Source organism: Sphingobacterium sp. UBA3549, assembly GCF_002376635.1.
In the GTDB taxonomy this organism is placed as follows: Bacteria; Bacteroidota; Bacteroidia; order Sphingobacteriales; family Sphingobacteriaceae; genus Sphingobacterium.
Genome location: NZ_DFOE01000039.1, coordinates 114,132 through 138,595 on the forward strand (window position 1 = coordinate 114,132; position 24,464 = coordinate 138,595).

The window sequence follows — 24,464 nt, forward strand, 5'->3', positions numbered from 1 at the left end:
GCGAGGCGGTTATTGTCCTATTTTTATAAGAATTAATGAGTCATATGATGAATAAGAAGTTAAGCCTGGGTTTATTGACTTTGGCATCGGTTCTGTTTTTAAACAAACTACATGCGCAATCATTGATTGATCCGTCGGTAAAAGATATTATTCAAAAAGCTTTTCAGACCAATAAAGAATTGAAATTGAAGGCCTACGAAGTTGATAAAGCACGTTTGGAAGCCGAGGGTGTAAAAGCAAATCGGCTGCCCCATGTCTCTGCACTCGGATTATACGGTTATGTTCATAGCAATGGGAGCGTTGATATTCCGACCGTTAATATTCCATTACTAAACTTAGGCTTATTTGAAGGAGCAACGGGATTTAGCCTACATGGCCAAGCTGCTTATGCAGGCGTGTCTGTCAAGCAGATTATTTTCTCGGGGTTGCAGATTCCGAATGGAATAAAAGCATTGCAGGAGAAAGCTGTTGCCCAGCAGTACCTGGAATCAGCGAGCCGGGAAACACTTTCAAAAGATATTATTGCTTCTTTCGATCAGCTGATGTTGTTGGATGAAGTTGATAAATTGATCGTGGATTCCGAAAAGCGATTAAAGAAAGAGCAACAGAAGGTGACTAAAGCCATTCAAAATGGACTTGCAATACCTTACGATCGCGACAAGCTGAAATTGGCATTGCTGGAGCTGGAAGAAAAAAAAGTGGAGCTTTCGGGCAACCGCGACTTGTTGTGTCAAAAGCTTGAACAAGAAACCGGGATCTCTTTTCAGAAAGTTGGTGCGATTCATTATGGACTCAAACCTATATTTTTGTCGGAGCTCCCTGGTGATGTTGAGCAGCGATCTGAGCTCAAAGCACTGGATGCTTCGTCCAAAGCCTATGAGTACTTGTACAAAAAAGAAAAAGGGGGGGCGCTTCCGGCGGTCTTTGCCTTTGGCTCTGCAAACTATCTGAATGTATTCAATTCCAAGCTAACTGTTAAAGACCAGCCCCTATTGGGTACTGTCAATTTGCCGCTCAATTCCATTAAGGGTAGTCCCAACTTAATAGTTGGAGTGGGCGTTAAATGGGATCTCTACACGGGTGGCGAGCATCTGAATAAGATTAGACAAGTTAAACTCGATCAACATATCAATACGACCAAACGGGAAGATACACAGGAAAAGTTAAATTTATTATTGAGTAAGAGTACTGTCAACTACACAACGGGTAATCAAAAGCTGAAGGTTGGCGAACAGCAATTAAAAGTAGCTGAAAATAACCTTTCTATGGCTGTGAAGCAATATCAAGCTGGATTGATAGATGTTACAGCATTATTGGCTGCCGAAAACGATTGGTATAAGGTCAATTTAGGCTATTTTAATAATGTGTTGCAGCAACGTACTGCAGCGGTGGAGTTATTACATACATCAGGAAAATTATTACAAACCATACATGAGTAAGATGAAGAATTTATATGGAATATTATTGCTGTTTATCCTAGTTTCTTGTGCAAACCAAGAAAAAACGAAGCCTATTGAAGGGAAAGTGGAGCGTGAGCAGGTAACAGTTGTGACTAAGGTTCCAGGAAAAATTGCAAAGCTACTGGTTGAAGAGGGGGATTTTGTCCATACAGGGGATACGTTGGCCATTTTGAGTATCCCCGAGGTAGATGCGAAAGAGGAACAGGCAAAAGGTGCACTGCAATCTGCCGATGCGCAATATAACATGGCACTCAAAGGGGCTACAAAAGGGCAATTGACACAACTTCAGGCAAAAGTAGATGGTTTGAGGGAACAATATGAGTTTGCAAGGAAGTCGATAGGTCGATTAGATGCACTTTTGCAGGATAGCCTGATTCCACAACAAAAATATGACGAAACCTATGCAAAATATCAAGGGGCTAAAAATCAGTATCTCGCTGCTCAGGCTGAATTAGCCGAAGCTAAAGGGGGAGCTAGACAAGAACAGCAGCTTATGGCTTTGGGACAGAAGGAACGTGCGCTCGGAGCGGTGTCTGAAGTGAAGGTTGCTGCGGGGGAAAAATATATCATTGCCCCACAAGATATGAGCGTGGAGACCATTAATCTGAAAGTTGGTGAACTGGCGATGGCGGGTTATCCGATTATTAATGGCTTTCTTGATCGATCAACCTATTTTAGGTTCACATTGCCTGAAAACCAAATTGGAAGATTTCAAAAAGGTGCTGCTGTAGAAGTGGACATTCCTTATTTGAACCACAAAAAAGTTAAAGCGAAAGTGATCAGTATTAAGGCGTTAAATTCTTATGCGAGCATAGCCTCTGCCTATCCCGATTTTGATCCGCAACAGGCTGTGTTTGAGCTGAAGGTTGTTCCTGAGGATAGTGCTGGTGCTAAAGATTTATTAACCAAAACGCTTGTGGTTCTCCATGCGAATTAAAGGGTTTGAATGTGAAAAAATTTATAGAATTAATCCAACGGGAGTTTAAACTTTTCTTCAATAACAAAGTCTTGCTGATGCTTTTTCTCGGTGCGCCTGTTTTGTACGGCATCTTGGTGGGGCATGTCTATCAACAGGGCAAAGTGACGGAGATGCCGATCATTGTTGTCGATGAAGATAATAGTCCCTTAAGCAGTTCCTTCATAGATATGCTTTCAGATAATGAGAGTATTGACGTTGCCCGTGTATTGCCTTCCCTTTTTGATTCCAAAGATATTGCCATGCAATACGAAGCAACAACGATTGTACATATTCCCAAAGGCTTTGCTTCTGGAGTACAACAAGGCAGGTTGCCCGAAATGACTGTTTTTGTTGATGGAGCCAATACATTGACCTCCAATACTGCAATGATGGCGGTGAATGTTTGTGCGTCAACACTTAAAGCTGGAATCCAAATTCAGGCGCAGATGAAACGAGGTGTTCCCGCGAAGATCGCTGCTCAACAATATGAACCTTTTAAAACAACCTTTGTGAAGCAAAATATTCGAAGCGGCAACTACCTTTATTTTATGCTGCCGGGGGTTTTAATTACGGTCTTGCAACAGGTATTGCTCCTTGGCTTGGCGTTGTCTTTTTCGTCAGAGTTTGAAGGTAACACGTTTCCGGATCTTGTGCGTAAAATCGGTAATCCTATCGGACTTATCCTTGTAAAGATTTTACCTTATATCTTGATGTCTGTAGGCATTTTGATTTTATATTGGGGTTTTGGTCAGTACTACCGTATGCCTTTGCAAGCTGATTTCGGCCGATTTGTACTGTGTACATGTGTATTTTTGCTTGCTGTCTGTTTTATTGGTGTACTGGTTAGTATACTACTGCCTTCGCAGCTAAAATCGACAGAAGTCCTTATGGTGATTGCAACACCCGCTTTTATCCTGAGCGGATTTACCTGGCCATCCAGCCTGATGCCAGAATGGGTGCAGGCGATTGCCAATGTTATTCCATCTACGCATTATCTCCGGATTTTTAGGTTGCTATTTATTCAGCATGCTGAAAATTACCACACCAATAAAGCACTTGTTTCATTGACCATCATTATGGTCGTTAGCTTTACGTTGGCTGTAGTTATCCTGTGGATGAAAATAAGGAAGATTAAAAAGACGATTAAATCATAAAAAATACTGGTACAACAAAAAAGCGGTTTCAACTTAATGAAACCGCTTTTCTGTTCTACTAAAATATACCGTTAAATTACTTTTTCGTTGCTGGAGCTGTTGTCACTGGAGCAGTCGTTCCTGTAGGTGCTACCATACCAGGAGTTGTCGCTGTAGGTGCTGGAACTTTTCCAGGTTTGATATCCAATACTTCTACTTCAAATACTAAAGGAGCGTATGGAGGAATTATACCAGAAGGGCGATCGCCGTAAGCCAAAGATGAAGGGATAACTAAAGTTGCTTTCGTTCCTTTGTTAAACAATTGAAAAGCTTCAGTCCAACCTGGGATCACGCCGTCAACACCTAATTGGAATTTTAATGCTTCGTAAGGACGTTGTGCATTGAATATTTTCTCTTTTTTAGCTACATCAGGAAGGTTTGTATCAAATACTTTTCCAGTGGTCAATGAACCTACGTAGTTTACGTGGACAGAATCACCTACTTTAGCATTTGGTCCTGTTCCGGGTTTCGTAATTACATATTGAAGACCTGAAGCTGTTTTTGTTGTTTTCAAGTTTTTATCCTTGATGTATTTCTCCAATTTTGCAGGTTCAGCAGCTTTATGCTTGTTCAATTCTTCTTCAAAGTATTTCTGAACTTGTTCACCCAATTGTTGATCAGTCAACTTTCCTTTTTTGAAATGTTTTTTGACCTTTATGGAGTAAATGATGAATTTATCCGCGAATTCTGGTTTTGGTTGATGAGTTTTAGCCGCCATAGAATCCAAATTGATTTTGAATACCAAGCTATCGCCTTCACCTACGTATTTGAATAAACCTGTAGGGTCACCTGGGTTTTTTGCAATAATACTATCTGGATATAATTGAACGATCTGAGGGACTCCCATGTCATACGTACTTTGCATTGTAGAATCTCTGTCCGTTTTCACAACCATGTCAAGTGCTAATAAATCGCCAGATACCGCTTTTTCTTTTGCATTATCATCCACGATTTTATACTCAAGACCACCTTCAGCCTTTTTGAATTTTTGGCATGACGTCATCAAAAGACCGGCAGCCGCGAAAAATAGAATTGCTTTCTTCATTTTCTAATGTATGTTACTATATCTTATTTTGTTAATATTTCTTTATAATTTGGTAAAACCGATCTGAATTTGGACACTACCGCTTCTAAGCTTTCTTTCGAATTGCCCCCTGAAGCATTAAGATGCCCACCCCCATTGAAATACAATTTACAGATCTCATTGCAAGGAACTTCTCCAATCGAACGCAAAGATAGTTTAATTTGTTCATTTCTATCAATAATTAACGCTGCCAATCGAATTCCTTTAATAGAGAGTGCATAGTTGACCAATCCTTCCGTATCACCGGTGATAACTTCAAACTGCGTGAGATCCGCTTTTGTCACATGGATAATAGCCGTATTATATTCATGAATGACTTCCAATCGATTAAGTAAGCAAAACCCTAAGAATTTAAGACGGCCTTCAGAGGAACTATTGTAAATCTCTTCGTGGATCGCCCAGTTTTGCGCACCACAATCGATGAGGGTTGCTATAATACGGTGGATTTCGGCTGTTGTAGAACGAAAGCGGAATGAACCGGTGTCGGTCATGATACCCGTATAAAGGCAGGTCGCCATGTCTGCACTGATATGTTCCGAATCTTGCATCTCATACGTTAAGAAGCGGTAGATCAATTGTGCTGTCGCTGCTGCAGATGGATCCCAAAAGGCGTAGTCTTCAAATCCTTCCGGATCTAAATGATGATCAATCATGCATTTGATTCCTTTCGCTTGGCGAATGGGTTCGGCCATGTCGTGAATCCGCGCAAGGCCATTAAAATCTAAGCAGAAAATGAATTCAGCCGCATCAATCTGTTGATTGTGCAGATTCATATTCTGCGTATAAATTTGTACATTTTCTAAGCCTGGCAACCAATCCAAAAAGGCAGGAAAGTCTGAAGGCACAATCAGATTTACGTGGTGTCCTTTTGCGACCAACCAAAAATATAGACCTAACGATGAGCCTAATGCGTCTCCATCTGGTTTGTAGTGCGTTGTAATTACAATGCGTTTTGGTTTGGCCAATAATTCTTTTAATTCTTCTGATTTCAGCATAGTCATATTAAGTCTGCAAACCTACTATAAAAAAATTAGATTAGACAAATTTTTTATAAAGATCTTTTCACACCTTATTGCATTTGAGGGTTATTTTAAAAAATTGATTTCCAGCGTTTTAAAACTTATATACATAGACTTTGAAATCGCGCTTCATACAGATTAAATAATTGGCATTGTCGCCATAGTTAATTGGTCCATAATAGAACTTCGAGAAGCCTTCTACCGGGAATCCCTCCTGGACCAAACCATCGGACCCAAAAACATAAATCATGCGGTTGTCAGTACCAACCCCTATGATATCAGATTTTCCTATTCGTTTAAAAAACAAGGGTCTGTTGCTGGCATCTTCGATAAATTTATATTCAAAGTAGGAAGAAGAGTCTCTTGCGCTATATGCATTCAGTTTGTTTTTGGACAGTATGACAAAGTCTCTGTCAGCACCACCGCTAATATCTTCGAAATTAAAGAAAGCATCTCTGCTCCAATCGCCTAATTTGATTTTTTTTGCATCACCCTCAAATGGTACTTTGTAAATGCTGCCTTTATTGTCTGCCAAATAAATGAAAGAATTTTTTTCGTCAGATGCAGCCATTAAACCAATTGGATTTTTAACACTTTCCCCATCCGTATCCAATGTCTTTTTATGGATAATTTTACCGTTCTGATCAAAGAAATAAACCGAAGCTGTGCTTGTACCTGCAATAATGTAATTTGTTTGCCCCAAGGTGGTGGTTTTTAAATCAAATATAATTCGACTATCCACAGAATTATTTTCAAAGCCATCTACTTTTTTGCCAGCTAAGGTATAAGCCAAGATTCGATCTGTCGCTGGAATGTAAATACGTTGTTCTTTATTGAAGTTAGCGAGTGTCGCTCCGTAGGTTGCCTTCGACGGTAGTTCAACCGAAAAACCGGTCATATTTTTCCCGTCGGGCATAAAGCGGTACAATCGGTTTTTTGTTACGGCGATAATACTGAGATCCTGTAACTGTATAGGCTCGCCCAAAATTTCACCTTGAAAGAGGTTTTGCCAAAGTTCTTTTCCATCCGGAGAGAAGGCGTGTACTGTATGATCTTGTTCTTGAATCAGGATAAACTTGTTCTTTCCATCTTGGTCGAAGATCCAAGGCTTATTAATAATCCGGCTTTCGAGCTGCACCGTCCACTCAGGTTTGCCCCCCAATCGCGTATCGCTTTTATAGAGGGCGTATAAACTGGAGGAAAATGAGCCTTGATTGCCGCTGAGCTGATAGGACCACGAATAAAAATTCTGAAAGCCATATTCATCCTCATCTCTAAAATTCTTTGCAAACTCCGCTTTTAAGTTATTCAAAATAGTGCTCTTACTGGCTTTAGGTTCTAAATAAAATGTCACATTACTACGACTGTTCTGTAATGCTGCATGATTTTTGAAAATCGCCGTTCCCGACAGAAATTGCTTTTCCCGGAAAGATTCCCGATAGTCGCTCAAGATCCCGGTTCGGCTGGCTATCACCATAATATTGTCGACAACGGTAAAATAGGGGCGGTTAAAATTCTTGAACGGTTCGCCAAAGAGTGCATATAAAAGATTCGAATATTTAAATTGATAGATCGAATCGCCAACAGCAGTACTGAATTTTTTGAGGTTATCTGCAAATTTTGTCGAATCTGAAATGCTGATCAAACCGATAGCATCCTGGTTGTCCAGCTCTGCAAGAGCAAATTCATCGTTGAATATTGGTGCGATGATACTGTCAAAGGATACTTGACTGTCCTCTTCAAAGTTTTTTATGCTCTTTGCCAATCGGCCATCTTCTTTCTGTTGTACGAACAAAGCTTTCAAACCACTACGAAAACTATGAGGATCTGAAATACTAAAGTCGATATAAGATGCTGCATTTTTAGGAAGATAATTACCCAAGGCCTGCACCTGAGCTGTCTGCGTAGCAAATAACTGTAGGTAGCTGTTTTTGCTGTCCGTAAGCGCAGTTTCGCCTTTAAAGATAAATGCATCCTTTTTAAAATTCATGTTCCAGGAGGTTTGTCCTTTCAGCGAATCTATTAGGCCTAGATAATTGCCGAACTTGGATTTCATCAATATTCGGGCAAACTGAGATAGCTGTTCATTGAAAAAATAGAGACTTAGGGGAGTGTTTTTATTGTTGTGGTTGACAAAGAACTCAATCTGTTTTGTATTTATTTTCTTTACATTTTTGTCAAAGATCTGAGCGAGTACTTTTTTGGAATAGCTGGCAAAAATAATTTCGTGAAAATAGGAGCAATAAAGTGTGCTGTCTTTAGTGCCTTGGTTAAGTCCATAAAATCGGTGCCCTAAGGTATCAAAGGGCTGTATTTTATAATTTTTCCCGACGTTGCCAAGTAATGTTGCCAAGGCCTTGTTATCTAGACTTTGCCCCACCTGGACACTATACAAAGGTGTAATCTGCTCTTTTTCCTGGTGAAAAGAGAGCAGTATCTGCTGTCCATCTACTAGTGGTGCAAGCTGATCGTTTTGTAATAAATCTTCTTTCAGACGCTTGAGGTGGCTGAAATTTTGCTGGCCAATAATTGCTTTAAAGAGTTCATAGTCGTTAAAGATCGTATCCACCGTTTGATCATTTGTAAAGGAAGCAATCGCTAATGTATTTTCGGGAAGGTATTGTAAGGCTTTAGAATCTTGTTTGTTATTTTTATTAAAATCTCCGAAAAGGTAGATCGTGGCCGCGATGACCGCGATGAATAATATCACAGTGATGATGATTGTTTTTTTCATCCTTTTTATTTTTTTCATTGGCTGATAAATTTGACTTATATCGTTACTAACTTGCCCGTTGATACGATTAATGCAAATTTCATCAGAACAAATATGTTTGAAGTACTCTATTTTCGCAAACAAGAGAGTACATTAAATTCGAATTTTTGATGGCGATGAAGTATTCATGAAGCCAATGTTTCTCATGGAGATAAAATCATTGTACGTCTTTCAATAACTCGGTGAGCAGCATGAAGCTCATGAAGACCCATACGTAGAAACAAACCTAATAAAAATATATGGGAAGAGACAGAAATCGTTCCAATAATACCTCTTTATCACATAAATTTAACAAAAAATTCCTTATTTTGATCGGTTTTTAATACATTTATCGCTAGAAACTCATTTTCAGCATTCAATCAACATAATGAATAAGAAAATCATTTTAGCCGCTTCTTTGTTGGGAGCATTAGCTGTAATATTAGGTGCCTTTGGTGCTCATGGTCTAGAAGGAAAGGTAAGTACATATCATATTGAAACTTGGAAAACGGCCAATCAGTATCATTTCTATCATACCTTTGCTTTGTTATTTTTATCTACTTTTTCCCGAGCCAAGACGTATTCGATTAAAGTATCCTTTATTGCTTTTCTCATTGGTATTCTATTTTTTTCGGGATCCTTGTATATTTTAAGCGTACGAGAAATAACAGGTTTTGGTAATCCGTCTATTTTGGGCCCTATTACACCTTTAGGCGGTCTTTCGTTTATCATCGGTTGGGTAGCGTTATTTATTGCGGCACTGAAGAACAAGTCGTAATTTCATTTGCTAATTGCATCACTCGATACAGATCGATACGTGTATCTAAAATATAGGAGCCTTCCCGGATAGATTTCAGGAAGGCTCTTTTAGGTTATAGTTACACGGTGAATGTATTGTTTTTTGGTTGTGATTTCGCTTATACAACAGTGTCAAGAGATGTAGGTTTTGATAATCGCTAGAGTCGTTTGATCTCTTTTCGTGAAGGTTTTTTTGTACTTTTATACCATAATTTGAATTTATGTCCAATCCACAATCTACGATTTTTAGTGAAAGAGATACGCTGTTTGTTGATGTGGTCTTACCACTAGCGTTAGCAAGAACATATACCTATCGTATTCCGGCCGACTGGAACGATCGTGTGCAGCTAGGAGTACGGGTCATTGTGCAATTTGGAAGGAATAAGATCTACTCAGCGCTTGTTAAGTCAATTAGCCGGGAAGCACCAAAGCACTATGAAGCAAAATATATTTTGGACATTATCGATGAAAATCCGATCGTCAATTTGGCGCAGTTTAAACTTTGGGATTGGCTTGCCGATTATTATATGTGTAGCTTGGGTGAGGTGATGCAGGCGGCGCTCCCCGCAGCATTGAAGCTGGCCAGTGAGACCAAAGTGGTTCCTTCGATTGCTGATGAGTTTGATCGTTCTACACTCTCCGATAAAGAGTATCTTATCATTGAAGCACTGGAGGTGGCTGGCGAACTTAAGGTGAATGATATTGTGAAGTTGCTGGGGCAAAAAACTGTTTTCCCTATTTTAAAGCAATTATTTGACAAGGGAATAGTATTGATTTCTGAAGAGATTACCGAGCGCTATAAACCTAAGACCAAAGCATTTTTACGTTTTGCTCCTGATTTTAAAAATGAAGATGCTAAAAGAGAGCTGTTGGATAGTTTAAACCGAGCGCCAAAGCAGCAAGATGCCGTATTGGCGTTTATGCAACTTGTTAAAAAAACGGAGGAGATTACACGGCCGATGTTAACCGAGGCCTCGGGCTGCGGTAACGGCGCTATTACAGCTTTGATTGACAAAGGTGTTTTTGAAATCAAAGAGAAGGTTGTCTCTCGGTTTCAGGGAGAAGATATCGAATTGGATGCTAATTTCCAATTTAATGAAAATCAGCAACGCGCCTATGATGAAATCAAGAAGTCCTTTGAGGATAAGGAAGTTACTTTATTGCATGGTGTCACCGCTTCAGGGAAAACACAGCTTTATATCCGGCTGATAGAACAGGCGATAGCTGCCGGAAAATCAGCCTTGTATCTATTGCCCGAGATTGCGCTTACAGCGCAGATTACCGCTCGCTTAAAGTTGCATTTTGGAGATAAACTTGGCGTTTATCACTCCAAATTTAATGATAATGAACGTGCCGAGGTATGGCATAAAGTAATGAAAAATGAGTTCAAGGTGGTGATTGGCGCGCGTTCATCCGTCTTTTTGCCCTTTCAGGACCTGGGCATTATCATTGTTGATGAGGAACACGAAAATTCCTATAAGCAATTCGATCCGGCTCCCCGCTACCATGCTCGGGATACCGCCATTTATCTCGGCTTTCTCCATCAGACTAAGGTACTTTTAGGATCAGCCACACCTTCTTTGGAAAGTTATTATAATGCCAAAGCCAAGAAGTACGGTTTTGTACAACTGCTAGAACGATACGGGAATGCGCAGTTGCCAAGTATTGAGCTGGTGAATATTGCCGAAGAGGGAAGAAAGGAAAATATGTTTTCCTATTTTTCAGGTACCTTGCTAAAGGCCATTGAAGAAGCTGTAAAAAATAAGGAGCAGGTTATTTTGTTTCAAAATAGACGTGGACATACGACCATGATCCAATGTAATACCTGTGGATTTGTCGCAAAATGTGTCAACTGCGATGTGAGCTTAACCTATCATAAGAGCTCCAATATGATGCACTGTCATTATTGCGGTCATGTCGAACCTCCGTTGCGGGTTTGTCCAGCCTGCGGGATGCCGCATATCGAAAGTAAAGGATTCGGTACAGAACGGGTAGAGGAGGAGCTGGAGCTTCTGATGCCGGAAATTCGCATCGGCCGGTTGGATTTGGATTCTACAAAAGGCAAATATGGATTTGATAAAATTATCACAGCATTTGATGAGCATGAATTCGACGTGCTTATTGGAACGCAAATGGTAGCTAAAGGGCTCGATTTTGGAAGGGTAAGTCTGATTGGTGTTATTAACGCGGATACCATTATCAACTTTCCTGATTTTCGTTCCTATGAACGTGCTTTTTCACTGTTTTCACAAGTTGCAGGCCGGGCTGGTCGTCGTGAAGCTGGCGGAAGGGTGATTATCCAAAGTTATACGACCAAGCACAGAGTGCTTGAACAGGTAGTCAACAACGATTATGAGGATATGTTTATGACTGAAATTACAGAACGAAAAAATTACCTTTATCCACCTTTTTACCGCCTCATCCGAATTGATATTAAGCATGCTGATTTTCAGAAATGCTATGATTCGGCCAATCGTTTTGCCGTAGCATTGCGCCAACAGCTGGGGGCAAGGGTGTTGGGGCCAGAGCCGCCTTTGGTTTCCCGCGTGCGCAATAATTTTATTCAGACTATCACCTTGAAGATAGAACGTACAAATATCAGTATTGCAAAGGTTAAGGAACTGATCCGTTCGGTTCTTCTGGATTTTGAAATAGATAAAAGCAATACAGGCGTGCGCGTTCAGGTCGATGTGGATCCCTATTAGCGCCAGCTATTACCCCTATAGGATTTAAAGACTTGCGTTATGGGCTAAGTTAAACCACATGCGCCTATCGTTTTGTTTGATGTCCAATTCGAACGGTCAACGTACACTGGCTATAAGGTCTGGTGATTTGCAAAATAAAGTAAATTGAATTATAAATGTGTACTGTATTGGTATTGAGTTAATTGTGATTAGTTCTGCTGAATGTGCCTTTTAAAAGGTAAATTTGAATCATCATGGCCTACAAGTTTATTGATAATTATCGGGAGAAAGGTGCCCGTAAGAAATTGGTGGAACATCTAAAAAGCCGAGGTATTGCAGACCAAAAAGTTTTAGATGCCATTGGAAAAGTACCACGTCATTTTTTCTTTGATGAAACTTTCTGGAATCAGGCTTATCGGGATATTGCATTTCCAATTGGTGATGGGCAGACAATTTCACAGCCTTATACGGTGGCTTATCAGTCCGAATTACTCCACGTAAAAAAAGGGGATAAAGTCTTGGAAATCGGGACCGGATCTGGATACCAAACCTGCATTCTAATGGAACTTGGTGCTGAAGTGTATACCATCGAGCGCCAAGAAAATCTGTACCATCGCACCATTCAGGTACTGCCCTACATGGGCTATAAACCTAATTTCTTTTTGGGTGATGGCTCTAAGGGAATGGAAGAGCACGCTCCTTATGACAAGATTATCGTGACTGCGGGCGCACCATTTGTGCCAGAGGTGATGTTAAAGCAATTGAAAATGGGCGGAATTTTTGTGATCCCTGTCGGAGATGAAAAGTCGCAAAAAATGGTCACCATTATCCGGGTAGGTGAAAATGATTTTGACCGTATCGAACTGGATACCTTTCGTTTTGTTCCTTTGGTGGGAGACCAAGCTTGGTAAAGCCATTCAAGCGGCTTCGATGTGCATCTCCAAGGTCTCAAGCGCCTATGGCCCCTCCTTTTGTAAAAAAACTGATAAGATCCTCAATTAAATTAAAATGAAGTGAAAGACTAAATATTCACGTTATGACTCCAACATCAATATTATATGATCAGAAGCATCAAGAAATAGCTTCAACCGTGCTCAAGTTAAATAAGCAAGTCAACACATTGAGTTTGTCGCGTCTATTTGTAATCCTGGGAGGGGGAGCGTTATTATTTTATACCTTTCAGCTCGAAAGTCTGCCTTTGGTCTTTTTCTGTTTTTTTTCATTGTTATTTTTGTTCGCTTATCTCGTGCGGAAGCAGAGCAAGCTGGAGCTTCAGAAAAATTATTTTGAAGCTTATCTTAAGGTTTTGGCAAATGAGCAGGCTATGGCAGAAGGAAAATTAAATATGTATGATCATGGCCAGCATTTTGAGGATGGGGCTCATCCGTATAGCGCTGATATGGATGTTTTTGGAACCTATGCTTTATTTGCCCAGATAAATCGTGCAACTACAAAGCAGGGAATCGATCTTTTGGCTTCGTGGCTTGATAAACCGCTTCAAAAATATCAGATTCTGCATAATCAGGAAGCGACTCAGGAACTGGAAAACGAATCGGAGTGGATTTGGGATTTTCAGGCTAAACTGTTGGCGAACCTGAACCATAAGCTGGACATCAAGGCTTTCCTGACAAATTACTTTCAGGATCGTAATTTTCAATTCGGCAACGGTTTTATGCGTTTCTATATCAAAGCAGGTCCCATTCTCTTTTTACTTGCTTTAGCCGGAAGTTTTTTTGTTCCAAAGTTGGCTGGAATTGCAACATTATTGGGCTTGTTCCATATCCTTTGGGCATTAGCCAAAGCGGGAAGTGTGGGGCTGTTTTCCTCTCGAATAGACAAGATTGGTGCTGTCCTAGGCTCTTATGCCGAAGCGATTCAATCGATTGAAAGCAAGGAGTGGAAGTCCTCTTCCATGCTGGGGATCGCAGGGGAACTTAAACAGCATCAAGGTGCTGATTCCATTTCCCTTGCATTTAAAAAGCTTGCAGGTCTGATTAACAATCTGGATGCCCGCAATAATGTCTTTGTTGGTATTTTTTTAAATTTATTTCTGCTTTGGGATTTTAGGCAGGTATTGGCAATTGTTGACTGGAAGAATAAATATGAGCATGAAATTTTAAATTCATTCGATACTTTGGCAAAGGTAGAGGCGGTAACGAGTCTGGCTATTTGGAAGCGAAATCATCCGACCTATATTGATCCGATAATTTTGGATAACCCATTGCAAGATAAGATTAATGCGCAAGGATTATATCATCCCTTGATCCCGATCGATCAGGTAGTTGCCAATGATTATAACAGTATGGATCATCGTATTGCTTTGGTAACTGGATCCAACATGGCTGGTAAAAGTACCTTTCTGCGTACTGTGGGCATAAATGCCATTTTGGCCTATGCTGGGGCGGCTGTTGCAGCAACATCTTTTCAGCTGCCGATTTACAAACTGATATCCTATATGCGGATCAAAGATAATCTGAATGAAAGTACGTCGACCTTTAAGGCGGAACTGAATCGGATGAAATTCATATTAGATACGGTGTCTCTACACAGCGATAGCTTTTTTCTGATTGATGAGATGTTACGGGGTACAAATTCGGTGGATAAATACCTCGGTTCGCGGGCGATCATAAAGAAATTAGTGCGGTTAAATGGTAAAGGTATGGTGGCAACACACGACTTACAGCTGTCTAGTTTACAGGAGGAATTTCCTCGAGATATCAAAAATTATCATTTTGATATTCGTGTTGATGAAGGTCAGATGCTGTTTGATTATAAGCTGAAGATTGGCGAGTGCAAGATATTCAATGCGTCGCTCTTATTGAAGGGTATCGGTGTGGATATCAATGAAAATATGGAATAGAAATGACTCAACTGAAATGAGATTAATTTACATTTGTCCCCTCTTAAATCCACTAAATAAAACAATAAATGACTTTACAAGAACGTATTGATTTGTCTGAAACACATGTTTGTACAACTGTTTTTCCGTTTTTGACAAATCATCACGATACTTTATTCGGCGGCAAGGCCATGTCCATTATGGATGAAGTGTCGTTTATGGCTGCAACACGATTTTGTCGCAAAACGTTGGTCACTGTATCAACAGATCGTATAGACTTTAATAAAGCTATTCCCTCTGGAAGTATTATAGAAGCTATCGCAAGAGTTCAACATGTAGGCCGGACAAGCTTAAAGGTGAAGGTCGAGATATTTTTGGAACATATGTACAAGGAGGGCAGAGAGCTGGCAATAGAAGGTGTTTTTACATTTGTTGCTCTGGATGAAAGCAAGCAGCCGATCCCTGTGCTTGAAGGTTTGGATATTGAATAGAATTCGATGTCTCTTTTTAGGGTACGAGACGAAAATTCTGAAAATTTATAACATGGAAAAAGGACCGTAATTAAGGTCCTTTTTTTGTGGAGAGATCGATCTAAGAATTTCGATCGTCGTCTCCGATAGGGGTGTGATTCTATGGATTTACGTTTTTTTCTATTCGTTTCTCTTGACGGGGCTTAAATTATTGAGCTCTTCTGGTGTAAACAGTCTGTAGTGAACTTTGAAGGTTTTACCCAATGGCGTTTCCAGCGAGAAGCCCCCCGGGCCAAAGCCATCCAGTACATCTAATGTAAAATGTGCATGTTTCCAGTATTCAAAGAGATCGCGATCAACCCAGAATTCATAGCCTTCCGCTAGTCCGATCATGGCGTCATTTGTACGGGGGAAGTAGCCTCCTTCTTCAAAGCACTGCGGTTGAGTCCCCTCACAGCAGCCTCCTGCTTGGTAGAACATTAATTTACCATGTTTTGCTTCAAGTTCATGAATAAGATCTTTTGCTTTATCCGTAACGTCTAGTCTATTTATCATCATAAAATTGGATCATTTTTTTTTAAAATTAGCCCCCATCAAATTTAGCGCGAAAGATCGATTGCGTGTTTAAAGCGTACCAGGCAGCATGGCGTTTAACGATACCACCTGGTACGGCGTTAGCTTACTCTTAAACTTCTGTTAGAAGAAACCAAGTTTTTCTTTGCTGTAGGAAATCAGCATGTTTTTAGCCTGTCTATAGTGTGCGAGCATCATTTTATGATTTTCCCGTCCGATACCAGATTGTTTATATCCACCGAATGGAGCTCCAGCAGGGTAGGAATGATACTGATTTACCCAAACACGGCCCGCCTGAATAGCACGTGGAACCTGATAAAGCTGATGCGCATCTCGGGTCCATACACCAGCTCCCAGTCCATACATCGTATCGTTGGCGATGGCAATTGCTTCCTCCTCATCTTTGAAAGTAGTGACCGCCAGTACTGGTCCAAAGATTTCTTCCTGGAAAATCCGCATTTTATTATTGCCTTTGAATAGGGTAGGCTTAATGTAGTAGCCGTCTTCAAAGCCCTCGCCAACATTGTTTTCATCGCCACCGGTCAAGACTTCTGCTCCTTCTTCTTTGCCTAGTTTGATATAGGACATGATCTTGTCTTTTTGGATTTTTGATGCCTGAGCGCCCATCATGGTTGATGGATCTAATGGGTCTCCGACTTTGATCTTATTGACCCGATCAACGACTTTCGCTATAAATCTATCGTAGATATCTTCCTGTACCAATAAACGTGAAGGACACGTACAAATCTCTCCTTGGTTGAGTGCAAATAGCACCGCGCCTTCTATCGCTTTGTCCAAAAATGCATCATCGGCATCCATCACCGAACTGAAGAAAATATTGGGCGATTTTCCGCCGAGTTCGAGTGTTACTGGAATGATATTTTCAGTGGCATACTGCATCACCAAACGGCCTGTTGCTGTGGATCCCGTGAATGCTGCTTTGGAAACTTTTGGATTGGTGACTAAGGACCGACCAAGTTCCGCACCGAAACCATTGACGATATTAACCACTCCGGCGGGAATCAAATCACCAATTATTTCCATCAGGATAAGAATAGATGCCGGTGTACTTTCAGCGGGTTTTAGTACAACGGTATTCCCTGCTGCAAGCGCTGGAGCTAGTTTCCATACCGCCATTAGAATCGGAAAATTCCATGGAATAATCTGTGCAACTACCCCGATTGGCTCGTGTACAATCAAGGATACGGTGTTACTGTCCAGTTCACTTAGGGAACCTTCCTCAGCACGGATTACACCCGCAAAATATCGAAAATGATCAATTGCTAATGGGATGTCAGCATTTAGCGTTTCGCGTACCGCCTTACCGTTGTCTATGGTTTCAACGGCGGCGATATATTCTAGATTCGCTTCAATGCGGTCGGCGATTTTATTTAGGATGATGCTCCGTTCAGTAGCTGAAGTCTTTCCCCAAGTTTCAAAGGCTTTAGCAGCAGTATCAACAGCTAGATCCAGATCTTCTTTTGTGGAATGGGCAACTTGTGTAAATACCTTTCCGTCTACTGGTGAGATGTTATCAAAATATTTTCCTTGTACTGGTGCGACGAATTTACCACCAATGTAGTTGTCATATCGTTCTTTGAACGATGGCCTTTTAATTGCGCTCATATGGTTTATTTTTAATTATTTTTATTCCCTTCTTATCAAAGTTAGCCAGCAATTATTCAATCCCGTAGCAGTATCGATCCAAAACATAGCACGATTGTTTCAAATGGATGAAAACCGACGTTCCATTTTTTTGTTATATTTGATATAAAGCCATTTTACTTAATTGGTACATCATGGGAGACAGGACGTTAATTCATACATTGCCATTTTCTCAGGCTCGGGAGTTGAGTACATTAGTGGAAAACCGACGTGCATTCACGTTAGATAGCCTGGAGCTTAATATCTACGAAACGTATCGTGTTTCGCAACATGTACCGCTGTGTTTCGATGATCTGGTTATGATTAATATGATCCAAGGGAAGAAGATCATGCATTTGGATAATATAAAGTCTTTTGATTATCTGCCGGGGCAGATGATGGTATTGCCCGCGCTTGTTGGCATGCACATCGATTTTCCTGAAGCAACTTTAGAAAAGCCTACGCAGTGTACTGCTTTGACAATTCATAAAGAAAAGATAGCGGCAGTTTTGGACTATTTGAATGAATTTTATCCCAAAGAGCAGGTCAATCAGTGGCGTATTGATCCCGATCTTTTTCACCTCTATAATTCTACGGAGCTTGCCGATTTGGTGAATAAGTTATTTCAGATCATTATCAGCGAAAATCCGTTAAAAGATGTGCTCGCCGATCTCGCTTTTAAAGAGCTTACAATTCGGTTATTGCAGTCCCAGTCATCGATAGCATTGAAAATTGGGCAATCGCCCAACAAGATTCTGCTACATTTGCAGGAGTTTATTCAGAAGCATATTACGGAGAAAATCACAATGGCACTGCTCGAACGGACTGCTCACATGAGTAAGGCGAGCCTAACGCGGATGTTTAACCGCGAGCTAGGACTGAGTCCTATGGAGTATGTGATCCAACAGCGTATTGAGGTAGCAAAAAAGATGCTTTTGCTAACCCGCAATGTAAAGGAGTCTTGCTATGGTGCCGGGTTTAACGATGTCAACTATTTTGTTCGGCTTTTTAAAAGTAGAGTGGGCATTACGCCAGGCGCATATGTCCTGGCGCGTTAACCTAAAATTTCATTACACGGTCAAGTTCACGCTTGACATCTCTTTCTTTAATGTTTTCCCGTTTGTCAAAATCCTTTTTACCCTGTGCCAACGCAATTTCGACTTTAGCAAAACCACGCGGACTGATAAAAATGCGTAATGGGACAATGGTAAAACCACGTTCTTCCCCCTTCTCTTTCAATTTTTTTAATTCTCTTTTTGTCAATAGCAGCTGACGGTCCCGTTTTGCCTCATGATTATAGAAAGAACCCATGGAGTATTCGGCAATGTGCATGTTACGAATATAGAGTCCGTCTTCAAAAAAACTGCAGAAACTATCGTTAATATTTGCCTTGCCCTCGCGGATGGATTTTATTTCTGTTCCCAATAGCCGAATTCCTGCTATGTACTTGTCTAGTAAGTGATATTCAAAAGAAGCTTTTTTATTTTTTATATTGATATCTGAAGATAAAGCCATATATTGTTGTATATTAGTAAGTCTACACCATTGCTATTGCAATGAACCTAAATGTAACTAATTATAGGATAATTTAAAGTTCGCAAATATAATTATTAAAATTGTCTTATTTTAAAGTAGAATTATGTGGAGTGATGTTAGCGGAGTATTAAAATAAAATTAACTGTTTTGGACGATGTGTTAAAAATATGACTAAATTTAAGTGAAAGTCAGATTATGTTTTCGTATGTTTGCAACGTTTTTTTGGAATTATTGTGAATATATGCAACGTAGAATTTCAGCTTACATTGTGGATATAGCAGATTTTTCATCGGAGACCGAGTTTTTTATATAAAAGTCCAATTCGATAATTTTGTTTGTTACAATAACATCTAAAAGTTAGAAATAGTTTTAGAAATACCTTTTTATCGCATGAGTAAAGGAAAGTTAGGCGAAAAAATATCGCAATTTAAGATTGTTGAGGAGTTGAAAGCTAAAGGCTTATATGCCTATTTTAGACCTATTCAATCAAAACAAGATACCGAGGTAAAAATCGATGGTAGACGTGTATTGATGTTTGGTTCTAACTCTTATTTAGGGTTAACGACTGATGCACGTATTATAAAAGCAGCGCAAGACGCTTTGGAAAAGTATGGTACTGGATGTGCTGGATCTCGTTTCCTAAACGGTACGTTGGATATTCACGTAGAACTGGAAGAAAAATTATCTGCTTATGTGGGTAAAGAAGCTGCTATTCTATTTAGTACAGGATTTCAATCAAATCTTGGCCCTTTGTCATGTTTAATGGGGCGTAATGATTATATTTTATTAGATGAACGCGACCATGCATCCATTATTGATGGTAGCCGTTTATCTTTTTCTAAGGTAATTAAATACGGTCACAACAATATGGAGGACTTGCGTGCAAAGTTATCTCGTCTACCTGAGGATAGCGCGAAGTTAATTTGTACGGATGGTATCTTTAGTATGGAGGGTGATATTGTTAATTTGCCTGAACTTACCGCTATTGCCAATGAGTTTGATGCGGCAGTAATGGTTGATGACGCACATAGTTTAGGTGTTATTGGTCACAAAGGCGCTGGTACAGCTTCGCATTTTGGGCTTAATGACGATGTAGACTTGATCATGGGTACCTTTAGTAAATCTTTAGCGTCTTTAGGTGGATTTGTAGCTGGTGATGCCGATGTAATTGATTTCTTAAAACATAATGCACGCTCGGTGATGTTCAGTGCTTCAATGACTCCAGCTTCTGTAGCTTCAACATTGAAAGCATTGGAAATTATTCAGAATGAGCCTGAGCACATTGAAAAATTATGGAAAAATACAGATTATGCCAAAGCACAGTTACTGGATCATGGATTTGATCTAGGTGCGACGGAAAGTCCAATTTTACCAATCTTTATTCGTAGCAATGAAAAAACGTTCTGGGTAACAAAAATGCTCCAAGATGATGGCGTTTTTGTCAATCCAGTAGTTTCTCCGGCAGTTCCTGCTGAAGAGTCTTTGATCCGTTTTTCATTGATGGCGACTCATACTTATGACCAAATCGACGAGGCTATTGAAAAGATGGTTAAAGTATTCAAACAAGCTGAAGTTGAAACATTAATATAAAATCTAATCGTATATGATTCAGATTATACCCGTTGAAACGAAGAAACAAAGACGGCTGTTTATAGATTTCCCTCATAGTCTCTATGAGGGAAATCCTAATTATGTGCCCGCCTTATTTCTTGAACAAAACGATTTGCTTTCCCCTGACAAGCATCCTTTTTATAAACATTCTCAAGCACAACCTTTTCTAGCTTATCGTAACGATAAAATTGTTGGCCGCATTTGTGCAATCTGGAATAACAACCATAACGCCTTTAATCATGTGAATGAGGGGCAATGGGGATTTTTCGATTGTATAAATGATCAGGAGGTCGCAAACGCATTGTTTGAAACAGCAGAAAAATGGGTTAAAGCAAAAGGTGGTGATACGATTGTGGGGCCGATTAATTTGTCGACCAATGACACGGTAGGTTTATTGGTTGAAGGCTTTGATATGCCACCGGTAGCTATGATGCCCTATAATTCTCCCTATTACATCGATTTAATTACCAATTCAGGCTATGGTCATAAAGTGGACTTACGCGCATATTTGGTGATGGAGAAATCTGCTGATAAACGTTCTGTATTGCTTTTGGATAGGTTGGAGGAGCGTCTGAAAAGATCTGGTATCACCTTGCGTCAGTTCAATGTGAAAGATTTTAAAAATGAGGCGGCGAGAGTTCGGGATATTTACAATAGAGCATGGGATAAAAATTCGGGATTTGTTCCCATGACCGAAGACGAGTTTAATTATACAGCCAAGGATCTAAAAATGATCCTCGATCCACGATTTGCTATCGTAGCTGAGAAAGATGGTGAGCTTGTTGGTTTTGGTCTGGGCATACCGGATATTAACCAGATCCTGATCAAGGTGAAGCGCGGACGTTTACTTCCTACGGGAATTTTCAAATTGTTATTTGGAAAGAAAAAAATAAATTTGCTTCGCGTACTCATGTTAGGGGTGTTGGAAGACTACCGTAAACTAGGTATTGAGGCATGTTTGTATGGTCGAATTATAAAAGAATCAAAAGATTCCAATATTAAAGGGGCCGAATGTTCATGGATGTTGGAGCACAATTATATGATGAACCACGCAATTGAGCAAATGAATGGAGAATTGTACAAACGTTATCGTTTGTATCAAAAATCATTATGATAGAAAAAATATTAATCACCGGAGCGAGTGGTTTTGTAGGCTATCATTTGACAAGAGCAGCGAAGGCGGCAGGGATGGAAGTTCATGCTGCGGTGAGAAAGTCAAGTGATGTTTCAGAAATTCGCTCCGTTGTAGATAAATTTGTTTACCCGGATTTCTCTGATGAAGGATCTATCAGAGAATTGTTTGAAGCAGAAAACTATACCTATGTAGTTCATGCTGCTGCAATGACCCGCGCCAAACGTGAAGAAGATCTTGAAAAGGTCAATGTTGGGTATACAAAAAATTTGGCATCGGCTTGTTTTTCATTAAAAAATCCCATCAAAAGATTTGTTTTTGTTAGTAGTTTGGCCGCTATTGGTCCCGTTCGCTATGATGCAATTCTAATCGATGAAAGTAATCCCTATCATCCAGTTACAGCATATGGACGTAGTAAGCAGAAAGCGGAACTCGTATTGAATGACTTTAAAGATCATCCAATAACAATTTTGCGGCCTACTGCAGTATATGGCCCGCGTGAAAAGGATATTTTTATTCTTTTTAAAACCATGAATGGAGGTATGGATGCATATGTTGGCCGCTCGCCACAGAAGCTTAGCTTTATTTATGTCGCGGACTTGGTACAGGCCATTATTGATGCCTGTCGTTTTGACCAGGGTGGGAAACAGGTGTATAACCTCAGTGACGGACAGGTATATAGCCGTTATGAGATGGCGAAAATTTTTAAAGAGTTTAGCCAAAAGAGAATGTTCCGTATGCATATCCCTTTGGGGCTTGTGAAAACTATAGCCGTTATTTTTGAGCTTCTGTATAGGAAATCTAAAGCAATACCTGTATTATATCCGGAAAGGCTAAATGAACTTACGGCAGAAAACTGGGGCTGTGATATCGCTGCTGCCCAGCGTCACATAAAATACCAACCTAAATATGATTTGAAGAAAGGCTTAATGGAGGCATTGGCTTGGTATAAAGAAAATAAATGGCTATAATAGCAGATAATGAGTGAGTTAAAAATAAATAAAAAGCTTTTTCAGGATAGAAAGCGAACAAATATCTTAAGTGAACCCGAACAAAAGCTTATTTCGTATCTCGTTCCCCGGATCCCAAATTGGATTACTTCTGATGGACTTACAGCAATCGGATTTTTAGGTTCTTTAATGATATTGGGGAGTTTTATACTGGCCGAATACGTTGATATCCGTTATCTACTTCTAGGAATTCCCGGTTTTTTTGTGCAGTGGTTTGGTGATTCATTGGATGGACGGATCGCATTTTATCGGAATAAATCCCGTCGCTGGTACGGTTTTGCGTTGGATATTGTAATGGATTGGATCAGTACGGTTTTCATTGGATTGGGATATGTGCTTTACACTGTAGGAGATTACAAATATCTGGGATTTACGTTGGTGGCTTTGTATGGTTGGGCAATGATTATTTCTCAACTTAGGTATAGAATTACGGATAAATATACAATAGACGCTGGAATTTTGGGTCCCACTGAAATTCGAGTGATTATTTCATTAGTCATGCTCTTGGAAGTGTTAATGCCTGGATCCATCGATTGGTGCGTACTTGTAATTTGTATTGCACTATTTGTAATTAATGCGAATGATACGCGCCTACTTCTCAAATTAGGGGATGAAAAAGATAAAGAGGATAAATTGAAGAAACAGCAGGAGGGGGATATTTAACGATGTCTTCCAAGTTTGTTACTTTTTTAAAAGCACAGCTTTCCGCCTTTTTAGGCGGATTGTTTGATTTTGGGGTATACTCAGCTTGTTATAAGTTACTTCATATCAGCGCTCCTTTTTCTAATGCTATTAGCGGTAGCCTTGGAGCTATTGTTAATTTTTTGATCAATCGTTACTGGTCGTTTGGAAGTACACAAAAGTCTGTGGGAAGCCAGCTATGGAAATTTGTAATTGTTGTTTGTGGTAGCATTGCACTGAAGTCTACAGGGATTCATTTTTTAGTGAATGTATATCATATGAATTTCCTTTTCTCAAAACTTGTTGTAGAGTTGCTCGTTTCTTTGGGTTTCAACTATACACTTCAACGTTTTTGGGTTTTTAAAACGGATGAAAAGCACTAATTTATTTCTCTGTTTCCTAATGCAGCAGTTCTAGCTGCTTTTAATCTCTTTTCTATTTCTCTTATTTTTTCTATCGCTGATAGGCTAGGGGGTAGCCTCACCCTGCAAGCTGGCGGTGGCTATCTGGGGCGCTTCCCCATTGCATGCCTGAATCGGATTCACTGCGGAGCTAATACGGAGATAACACATTTACTACTTTCTTATCCCTTAGTTTGGTTTTTGTTTACCTATAGCTTAGCCTTAAGTTAGGTTTAGTATAGGTATAACCTATATTAAACCTAAACTAACCCTAACCAAAACCTAACTAAACCCTAAACTAACCTATAACTTGATGCAAGTTTAAATGCCCATTGGCCGCCCGATACGACCATTTTTGCGGCCGTTTACTTTTAGCTCAGCGCTGTCTGCTGCATACAACCTGGGCAAGATACCGGGCATGAGCCCCGGCGGTGTGCGTTCCACATACTTCGACCTCTCCGGCCATTCCGTCATAGTGCAGCTGCCGGCCGGCCGTTTCCCTGCCCGCAGAACCTTTCACCGGCCATCTGCCCCTTCAGTTCCGCTCCGGGAGGGCCCTTTCGAAAAAGAATCTCCCATCTTTCCAGGCAGTTATGCCCAAAATGAAATAAATAAGAAC

Annotated in this window: 21 protein-coding genes; 15 read left to right on the top strand and 6 right to left on the bottom strand. The window is 40.1% G+C overall.

The genetic code is table 11. The features are described 5' to 3' along the window. The first annotated feature begins 44 nt into the window (after nucleotides 1-44). The 3 genes from B2W36_RS22445 to B2W36_RS22455 are packed head-to-tail and all read left to right on the top strand — an operon-like array spanning nucleotide 45 to nucleotide 3,572. Nucleotides 45-1,439: a TolC family protein gene (locus B2W36_RS22445; protein ID WP_293889619.1), complete on the top strand. Its 1,395-nt coding sequence runs from the start codon at nucleotides 45-47 to the stop codon at nucleotides 1,437-1,439. Nucleotide 1,440: 1 nt separating this feature from the next. Then, nucleotides 1,441-2,397 carry an HlyD family secretion protein gene (locus B2W36_RS22450; protein ID WP_293889620.1) on the top strand — a complete coding sequence of 319 codons (957 nt, stop codon included), beginning with the start codon at nucleotides 1,441-1,443 and terminating at the stop codon, nucleotides 2,395-2,397. 11 nt (nucleotides 2,398-2,408) lie between these two features. After that, entirely contained in the window at nucleotides 2,409-3,572 is a 1,164-nt protein-coding gene (locus B2W36_RS22455) for an ABC transporter permease (RefSeq protein ID WP_293883833.1), read from the top strand. A gap of 76 nt (nucleotides 3,573-3,648) precedes the next feature. Here the strand turns inward: B2W36_RS22455 and B2W36_RS22460 are convergent, their stop codons facing one another. From B2W36_RS22460 to B2W36_RS22470, 3 genes are all read right to left on the bottom strand, one after another. After that, a complete protein-coding gene (locus B2W36_RS22460) occupies nucleotides 3,649-4,656 on the bottom strand; it encodes an FKBP-type peptidyl-prolyl cis-trans isomerase (RefSeq protein ID WP_293883835.1) in 1,008 nt (335 codons plus the stop codon). Nucleotides 4,657-4,679: 23 nt separating this feature from the next. Further along, nucleotides 4,680-5,690 (bottom strand): DHH family phosphoesterase, encoded by a 1,011-nt coding sequence (locus tag B2W36_RS22465; protein ID WP_293889621.1) that lies wholly within the window; start codon nucleotides 5,688-5,690, stop codon nucleotides 4,680-4,682. Between the two features lie 118 nt (nucleotides 5,691-5,808). Next, nucleotides 5,809-8,448, bottom strand: a complete 2,640-nt coding sequence (locus B2W36_RS22470) for a hypothetical protein (protein WP_293889622.1) — start codon at nucleotides 8,446-8,448, stop codon at nucleotides 5,809-5,811. 406 nt (nucleotides 8,449-8,854) lie between these two features. On the opposite strand from B2W36_RS22470, the gene B2W36_RS22475 reads away from it, so the two are divergent. From B2W36_RS22475 to B2W36_RS22495, 5 genes are all read left to right on the top strand, one after another. After that, entirely contained in the window at nucleotides 8,855-9,244 is a 390-nt protein-coding gene (locus tag B2W36_RS22475; RefSeq protein WP_293883841.1) for a DUF423 domain-containing protein, read from the top strand. Nucleotides 9,245-9,485: 241 nt separating this feature from the next. Beyond that, a complete protein-coding gene (gene priA / locus B2W36_RS22480) occupies nucleotides 9,486-11,969 on the top strand; it encodes a replication restart helicase PriA (RefSeq protein ID WP_293889623.1) in 2,484 nt (827 codons plus the stop codon). A gap of 233 nt (nucleotides 11,970-12,202) precedes the next feature. After that, complete coding sequence (locus B2W36_RS22485) at nucleotides 12,203-12,859, top strand: protein-L-isoaspartate(D-aspartate) O-methyltransferase (RefSeq protein WP_209580600.1); 657 nt, start codon at nucleotides 12,203-12,205, stop codon at nucleotides 12,857-12,859. Between the two features lie 125 nt (nucleotides 12,860-12,984). Beyond that, complete coding sequence (locus B2W36_RS22490) at nucleotides 12,985-14,808, top strand: MutS-related protein (protein WP_293889624.1); 1,824 nt, start codon at nucleotides 12,985-12,987, stop codon at nucleotides 14,806-14,808. A gap of 68 nt (nucleotides 14,809-14,876) precedes the next feature. After that, complete coding sequence (locus B2W36_RS22495; RefSeq protein WP_209580604.1) at nucleotides 14,877-15,278, top strand: acyl-CoA thioesterase; 402 nt, start codon at nucleotides 14,877-14,879, stop codon at nucleotides 15,276-15,278. A gap of 159 nt (nucleotides 15,279-15,437) precedes the next feature. On the opposite strand, the gene B2W36_RS22500 is transcribed toward B2W36_RS22495, so the two are convergent. Both B2W36_RS22500 and B2W36_RS22505 read right to left on the bottom strand, forming a co-directional pair. Beyond that, nucleotides 15,438-15,815, bottom strand: coding sequence for a DUF779 domain-containing protein (locus B2W36_RS22500; protein ID WP_293889625.1), 378 nt, complete (start codon nucleotides 15,813-15,815; stop codon nucleotides 15,438-15,440). A 138-nt stretch (nucleotides 15,816-15,953) separates the two neighbouring features. Then, nucleotides 15,954-17,456: an aldehyde dehydrogenase family protein gene (locus B2W36_RS22505; RefSeq protein WP_293889626.1), complete on the bottom strand. Its 1,503-nt coding sequence runs from the start codon at nucleotides 17,454-17,456 to the stop codon at nucleotides 15,954-15,956. A 173-nt stretch (nucleotides 17,457-17,629) separates the two neighbouring features. Between B2W36_RS22505 and B2W36_RS22510 the strand changes: the two genes are divergently transcribed. Further along, complete coding sequence (locus B2W36_RS22510; RefSeq protein ID WP_293889627.1) at nucleotides 17,630-18,532, top strand: AraC family transcriptional regulator; 903 nt, start codon at nucleotides 17,630-17,632, stop codon at nucleotides 18,530-18,532. A gap of 1 nt (nucleotide 18,533) precedes the next feature. Here B2W36_RS22510 and smpB read toward each other — a convergent pair whose 3' ends face one another. Then, complete coding sequence (smpB, locus tag B2W36_RS22515; RefSeq protein ID WP_209580610.1) at nucleotides 18,534-18,989, bottom strand: SsrA-binding protein SmpB; 456 nt, start codon at nucleotides 18,987-18,989, stop codon at nucleotides 18,534-18,536. 411 nt (nucleotides 18,990-19,400) lie between these two features. On the opposite strand from smpB, the gene spt reads away from it, so the two are divergent. The 6 genes from spt to B2W36_RS22545 all read left to right on the top strand — a co-directional run. Next, nucleotides 19,401-20,600, top strand: a complete 1,200-nt coding sequence (spt, locus tag B2W36_RS22520; RefSeq protein WP_293883857.1) for a serine palmitoyltransferase — start codon at nucleotides 19,401-19,403, stop codon at nucleotides 20,598-20,600. Between the two features lie 13 nt (nucleotides 20,601-20,613). Continuing rightward, nucleotides 20,614-21,735: a hypothetical protein gene (locus tag B2W36_RS22525; protein ID WP_209580614.1), complete on the top strand. Its 1,122-nt coding sequence runs from the start codon at nucleotides 20,614-20,616 to the stop codon at nucleotides 21,733-21,735. Continuing rightward, on the top strand, nucleotides 21,732-22,724 hold the full coding sequence (locus B2W36_RS22530) for an NAD-dependent epimerase/dehydratase family protein (RefSeq protein ID WP_293889628.1): 993 nt from the start codon (nucleotides 21,732-21,734) through the stop codon (nucleotides 22,722-22,724). Before B2W36_RS22525 ends, B2W36_RS22530 begins: the two co-directional genes overlap by 4 nt. A 9-nt stretch (nucleotides 22,725-22,733) precedes the next feature. Beyond that, the gene (locus tag B2W36_RS22535) at nucleotides 22,734-23,426 is read left to right on the top strand and encodes a CDP-alcohol phosphatidyltransferase family protein (RefSeq protein ID WP_209580619.1); all 693 of its coding nucleotides are present in this window, start codon (nucleotides 22,734-22,736) and stop codon (nucleotides 23,424-23,426) included. Nucleotides 23,427-23,428: 2 nt separating this feature from the next. Continuing rightward, the gene (locus tag B2W36_RS22540; RefSeq protein ID WP_209580620.1) at nucleotides 23,429-23,827 is read left to right on the top strand and encodes a GtrA family protein; all 399 of its coding nucleotides are present in this window, start codon (nucleotides 23,429-23,431) and stop codon (nucleotides 23,825-23,827) included. A gap of 451 nt (nucleotides 23,828-24,278) precedes the next feature. Beyond that, nucleotides 24,279-24,464 (top strand): hypothetical protein (locus tag B2W36_RS22545; protein WP_293889629.1); only part of this gene is annotated, 186 nt, incomplete at its 3' end.

What these genes read in the sequence shown, in the direction of transcription:
- B2W36_RS22500 (WP_293889625.1), bottom strand. Translation starts at nt 15,815, where the DNA reads ATGATGATAAATAGACTAGACGTTACGGATAAAGCAAAAGATCTTATT.
- B2W36_RS22495 (WP_209580604.1), top strand. Translation starts at nt 14,877, where the DNA reads ATGACTTTACAAGAACGTATTGATTTGTCTGAAACACATGTTTGTACA.
- B2W36_RS22460 (WP_293883835.1), bottom strand. Translation starts at nt 4,656, where the DNA reads ATGAAGAAAGCAATTCTATTTTTCGCGGCTGCCGGTCTTTTGATGACG.
- B2W36_RS22485 (WP_209580600.1), top strand. Translation starts at nt 12,203, where the DNA reads ATGGCCTACAAGTTTATTGATAATTATCGGGAGAAAGGTGCCCGTAAG.
- B2W36_RS22510 (WP_293889627.1), top strand. Translation starts at nt 17,630, where the DNA reads ATGGGAGACAGGACGTTAATTCATACATTGCCATTTTCTCAGGCTCGG.
- spt (WP_293883857.1), top strand. Translation starts at nt 19,401, where the DNA reads ATGAGTAAAGGAAAGTTAGGCGAAAAAATATCGCAATTTAAGATTGTT.
- B2W36_RS22530 (WP_293889628.1), top strand. Translation starts at nt 21,732, where the DNA reads ATGATAGAAAAAATATTAATCACCGGAGCGAGTGGTTTTGTAGGCTAT.
- B2W36_RS22505 (WP_293889626.1), bottom strand. Translation starts at nt 17,456, where the DNA reads ATGAGCGCAATTAAAAGGCCATCGTTCAAAGAACGATATGACAACTAC.
- B2W36_RS22450 (WP_293889620.1), top strand. Translation starts at nt 1,441, where the DNA reads ATGAAGAATTTATATGGAATATTATTGCTGTTTATCCTAGTTTCTTGT.
- B2W36_RS22465 (WP_293889621.1), bottom strand. Translation starts at nt 5,690, where the DNA reads ATGCTGAAATCAGAAGAATTAAAAGAATTATTGGCCAAACCAAAACGC.
- B2W36_RS22470 (WP_293889622.1), bottom strand. Translation starts at nt 8,448, where the DNA reads ATGAAAAAAACAATCATCATCACTGTGATATTATTCATCGCGGTCATC.
- B2W36_RS22475 (WP_293883841.1), top strand. Translation starts at nt 8,855, where the DNA reads ATGAATAAGAAAATCATTTTAGCCGCTTCTTTGTTGGGAGCATTAGCT.
- B2W36_RS22490 (WP_293889624.1), top strand. Translation starts at nt 12,985, where the DNA reads ATGACTCCAACATCAATATTATATGATCAGAAGCATCAAGAAATAGCT.
- B2W36_RS22445 (WP_293889619.1), top strand. Translation starts at nt 45, where the DNA reads ATGATGAATAAGAAGTTAAGCCTGGGTTTATTGACTTTGGCATCGGTT.
- B2W36_RS22540 (WP_209580620.1), top strand. Translation starts at nt 23,429, where the DNA reads ATGTCTTCCAAGTTTGTTACTTTTTTAAAAGCACAGCTTTCCGCCTTT.
- smpB (WP_209580610.1), bottom strand. Translation starts at nt 18,989, where the DNA reads ATGGCTTTATCTTCAGATATCAATATAAAAAATAAAAAAGCTTCTTTT.
- priA (WP_293889623.1), top strand. Translation starts at nt 9,486, where the DNA reads ATGTCCAATCCACAATCTACGATTTTTAGTGAAAGAGATACGCTGTTT.
- B2W36_RS22535 (WP_209580619.1), top strand. Translation starts at nt 22,734, where the DNA reads ATGAGTGAGTTAAAAATAAATAAAAAGCTTTTTCAGGATAGAAAGCGA.
- B2W36_RS22525 (WP_209580614.1), top strand. Translation starts at nt 20,614, where the DNA reads ATGATTCAGATTATACCCGTTGAAACGAAGAAACAAAGACGGCTGTTT.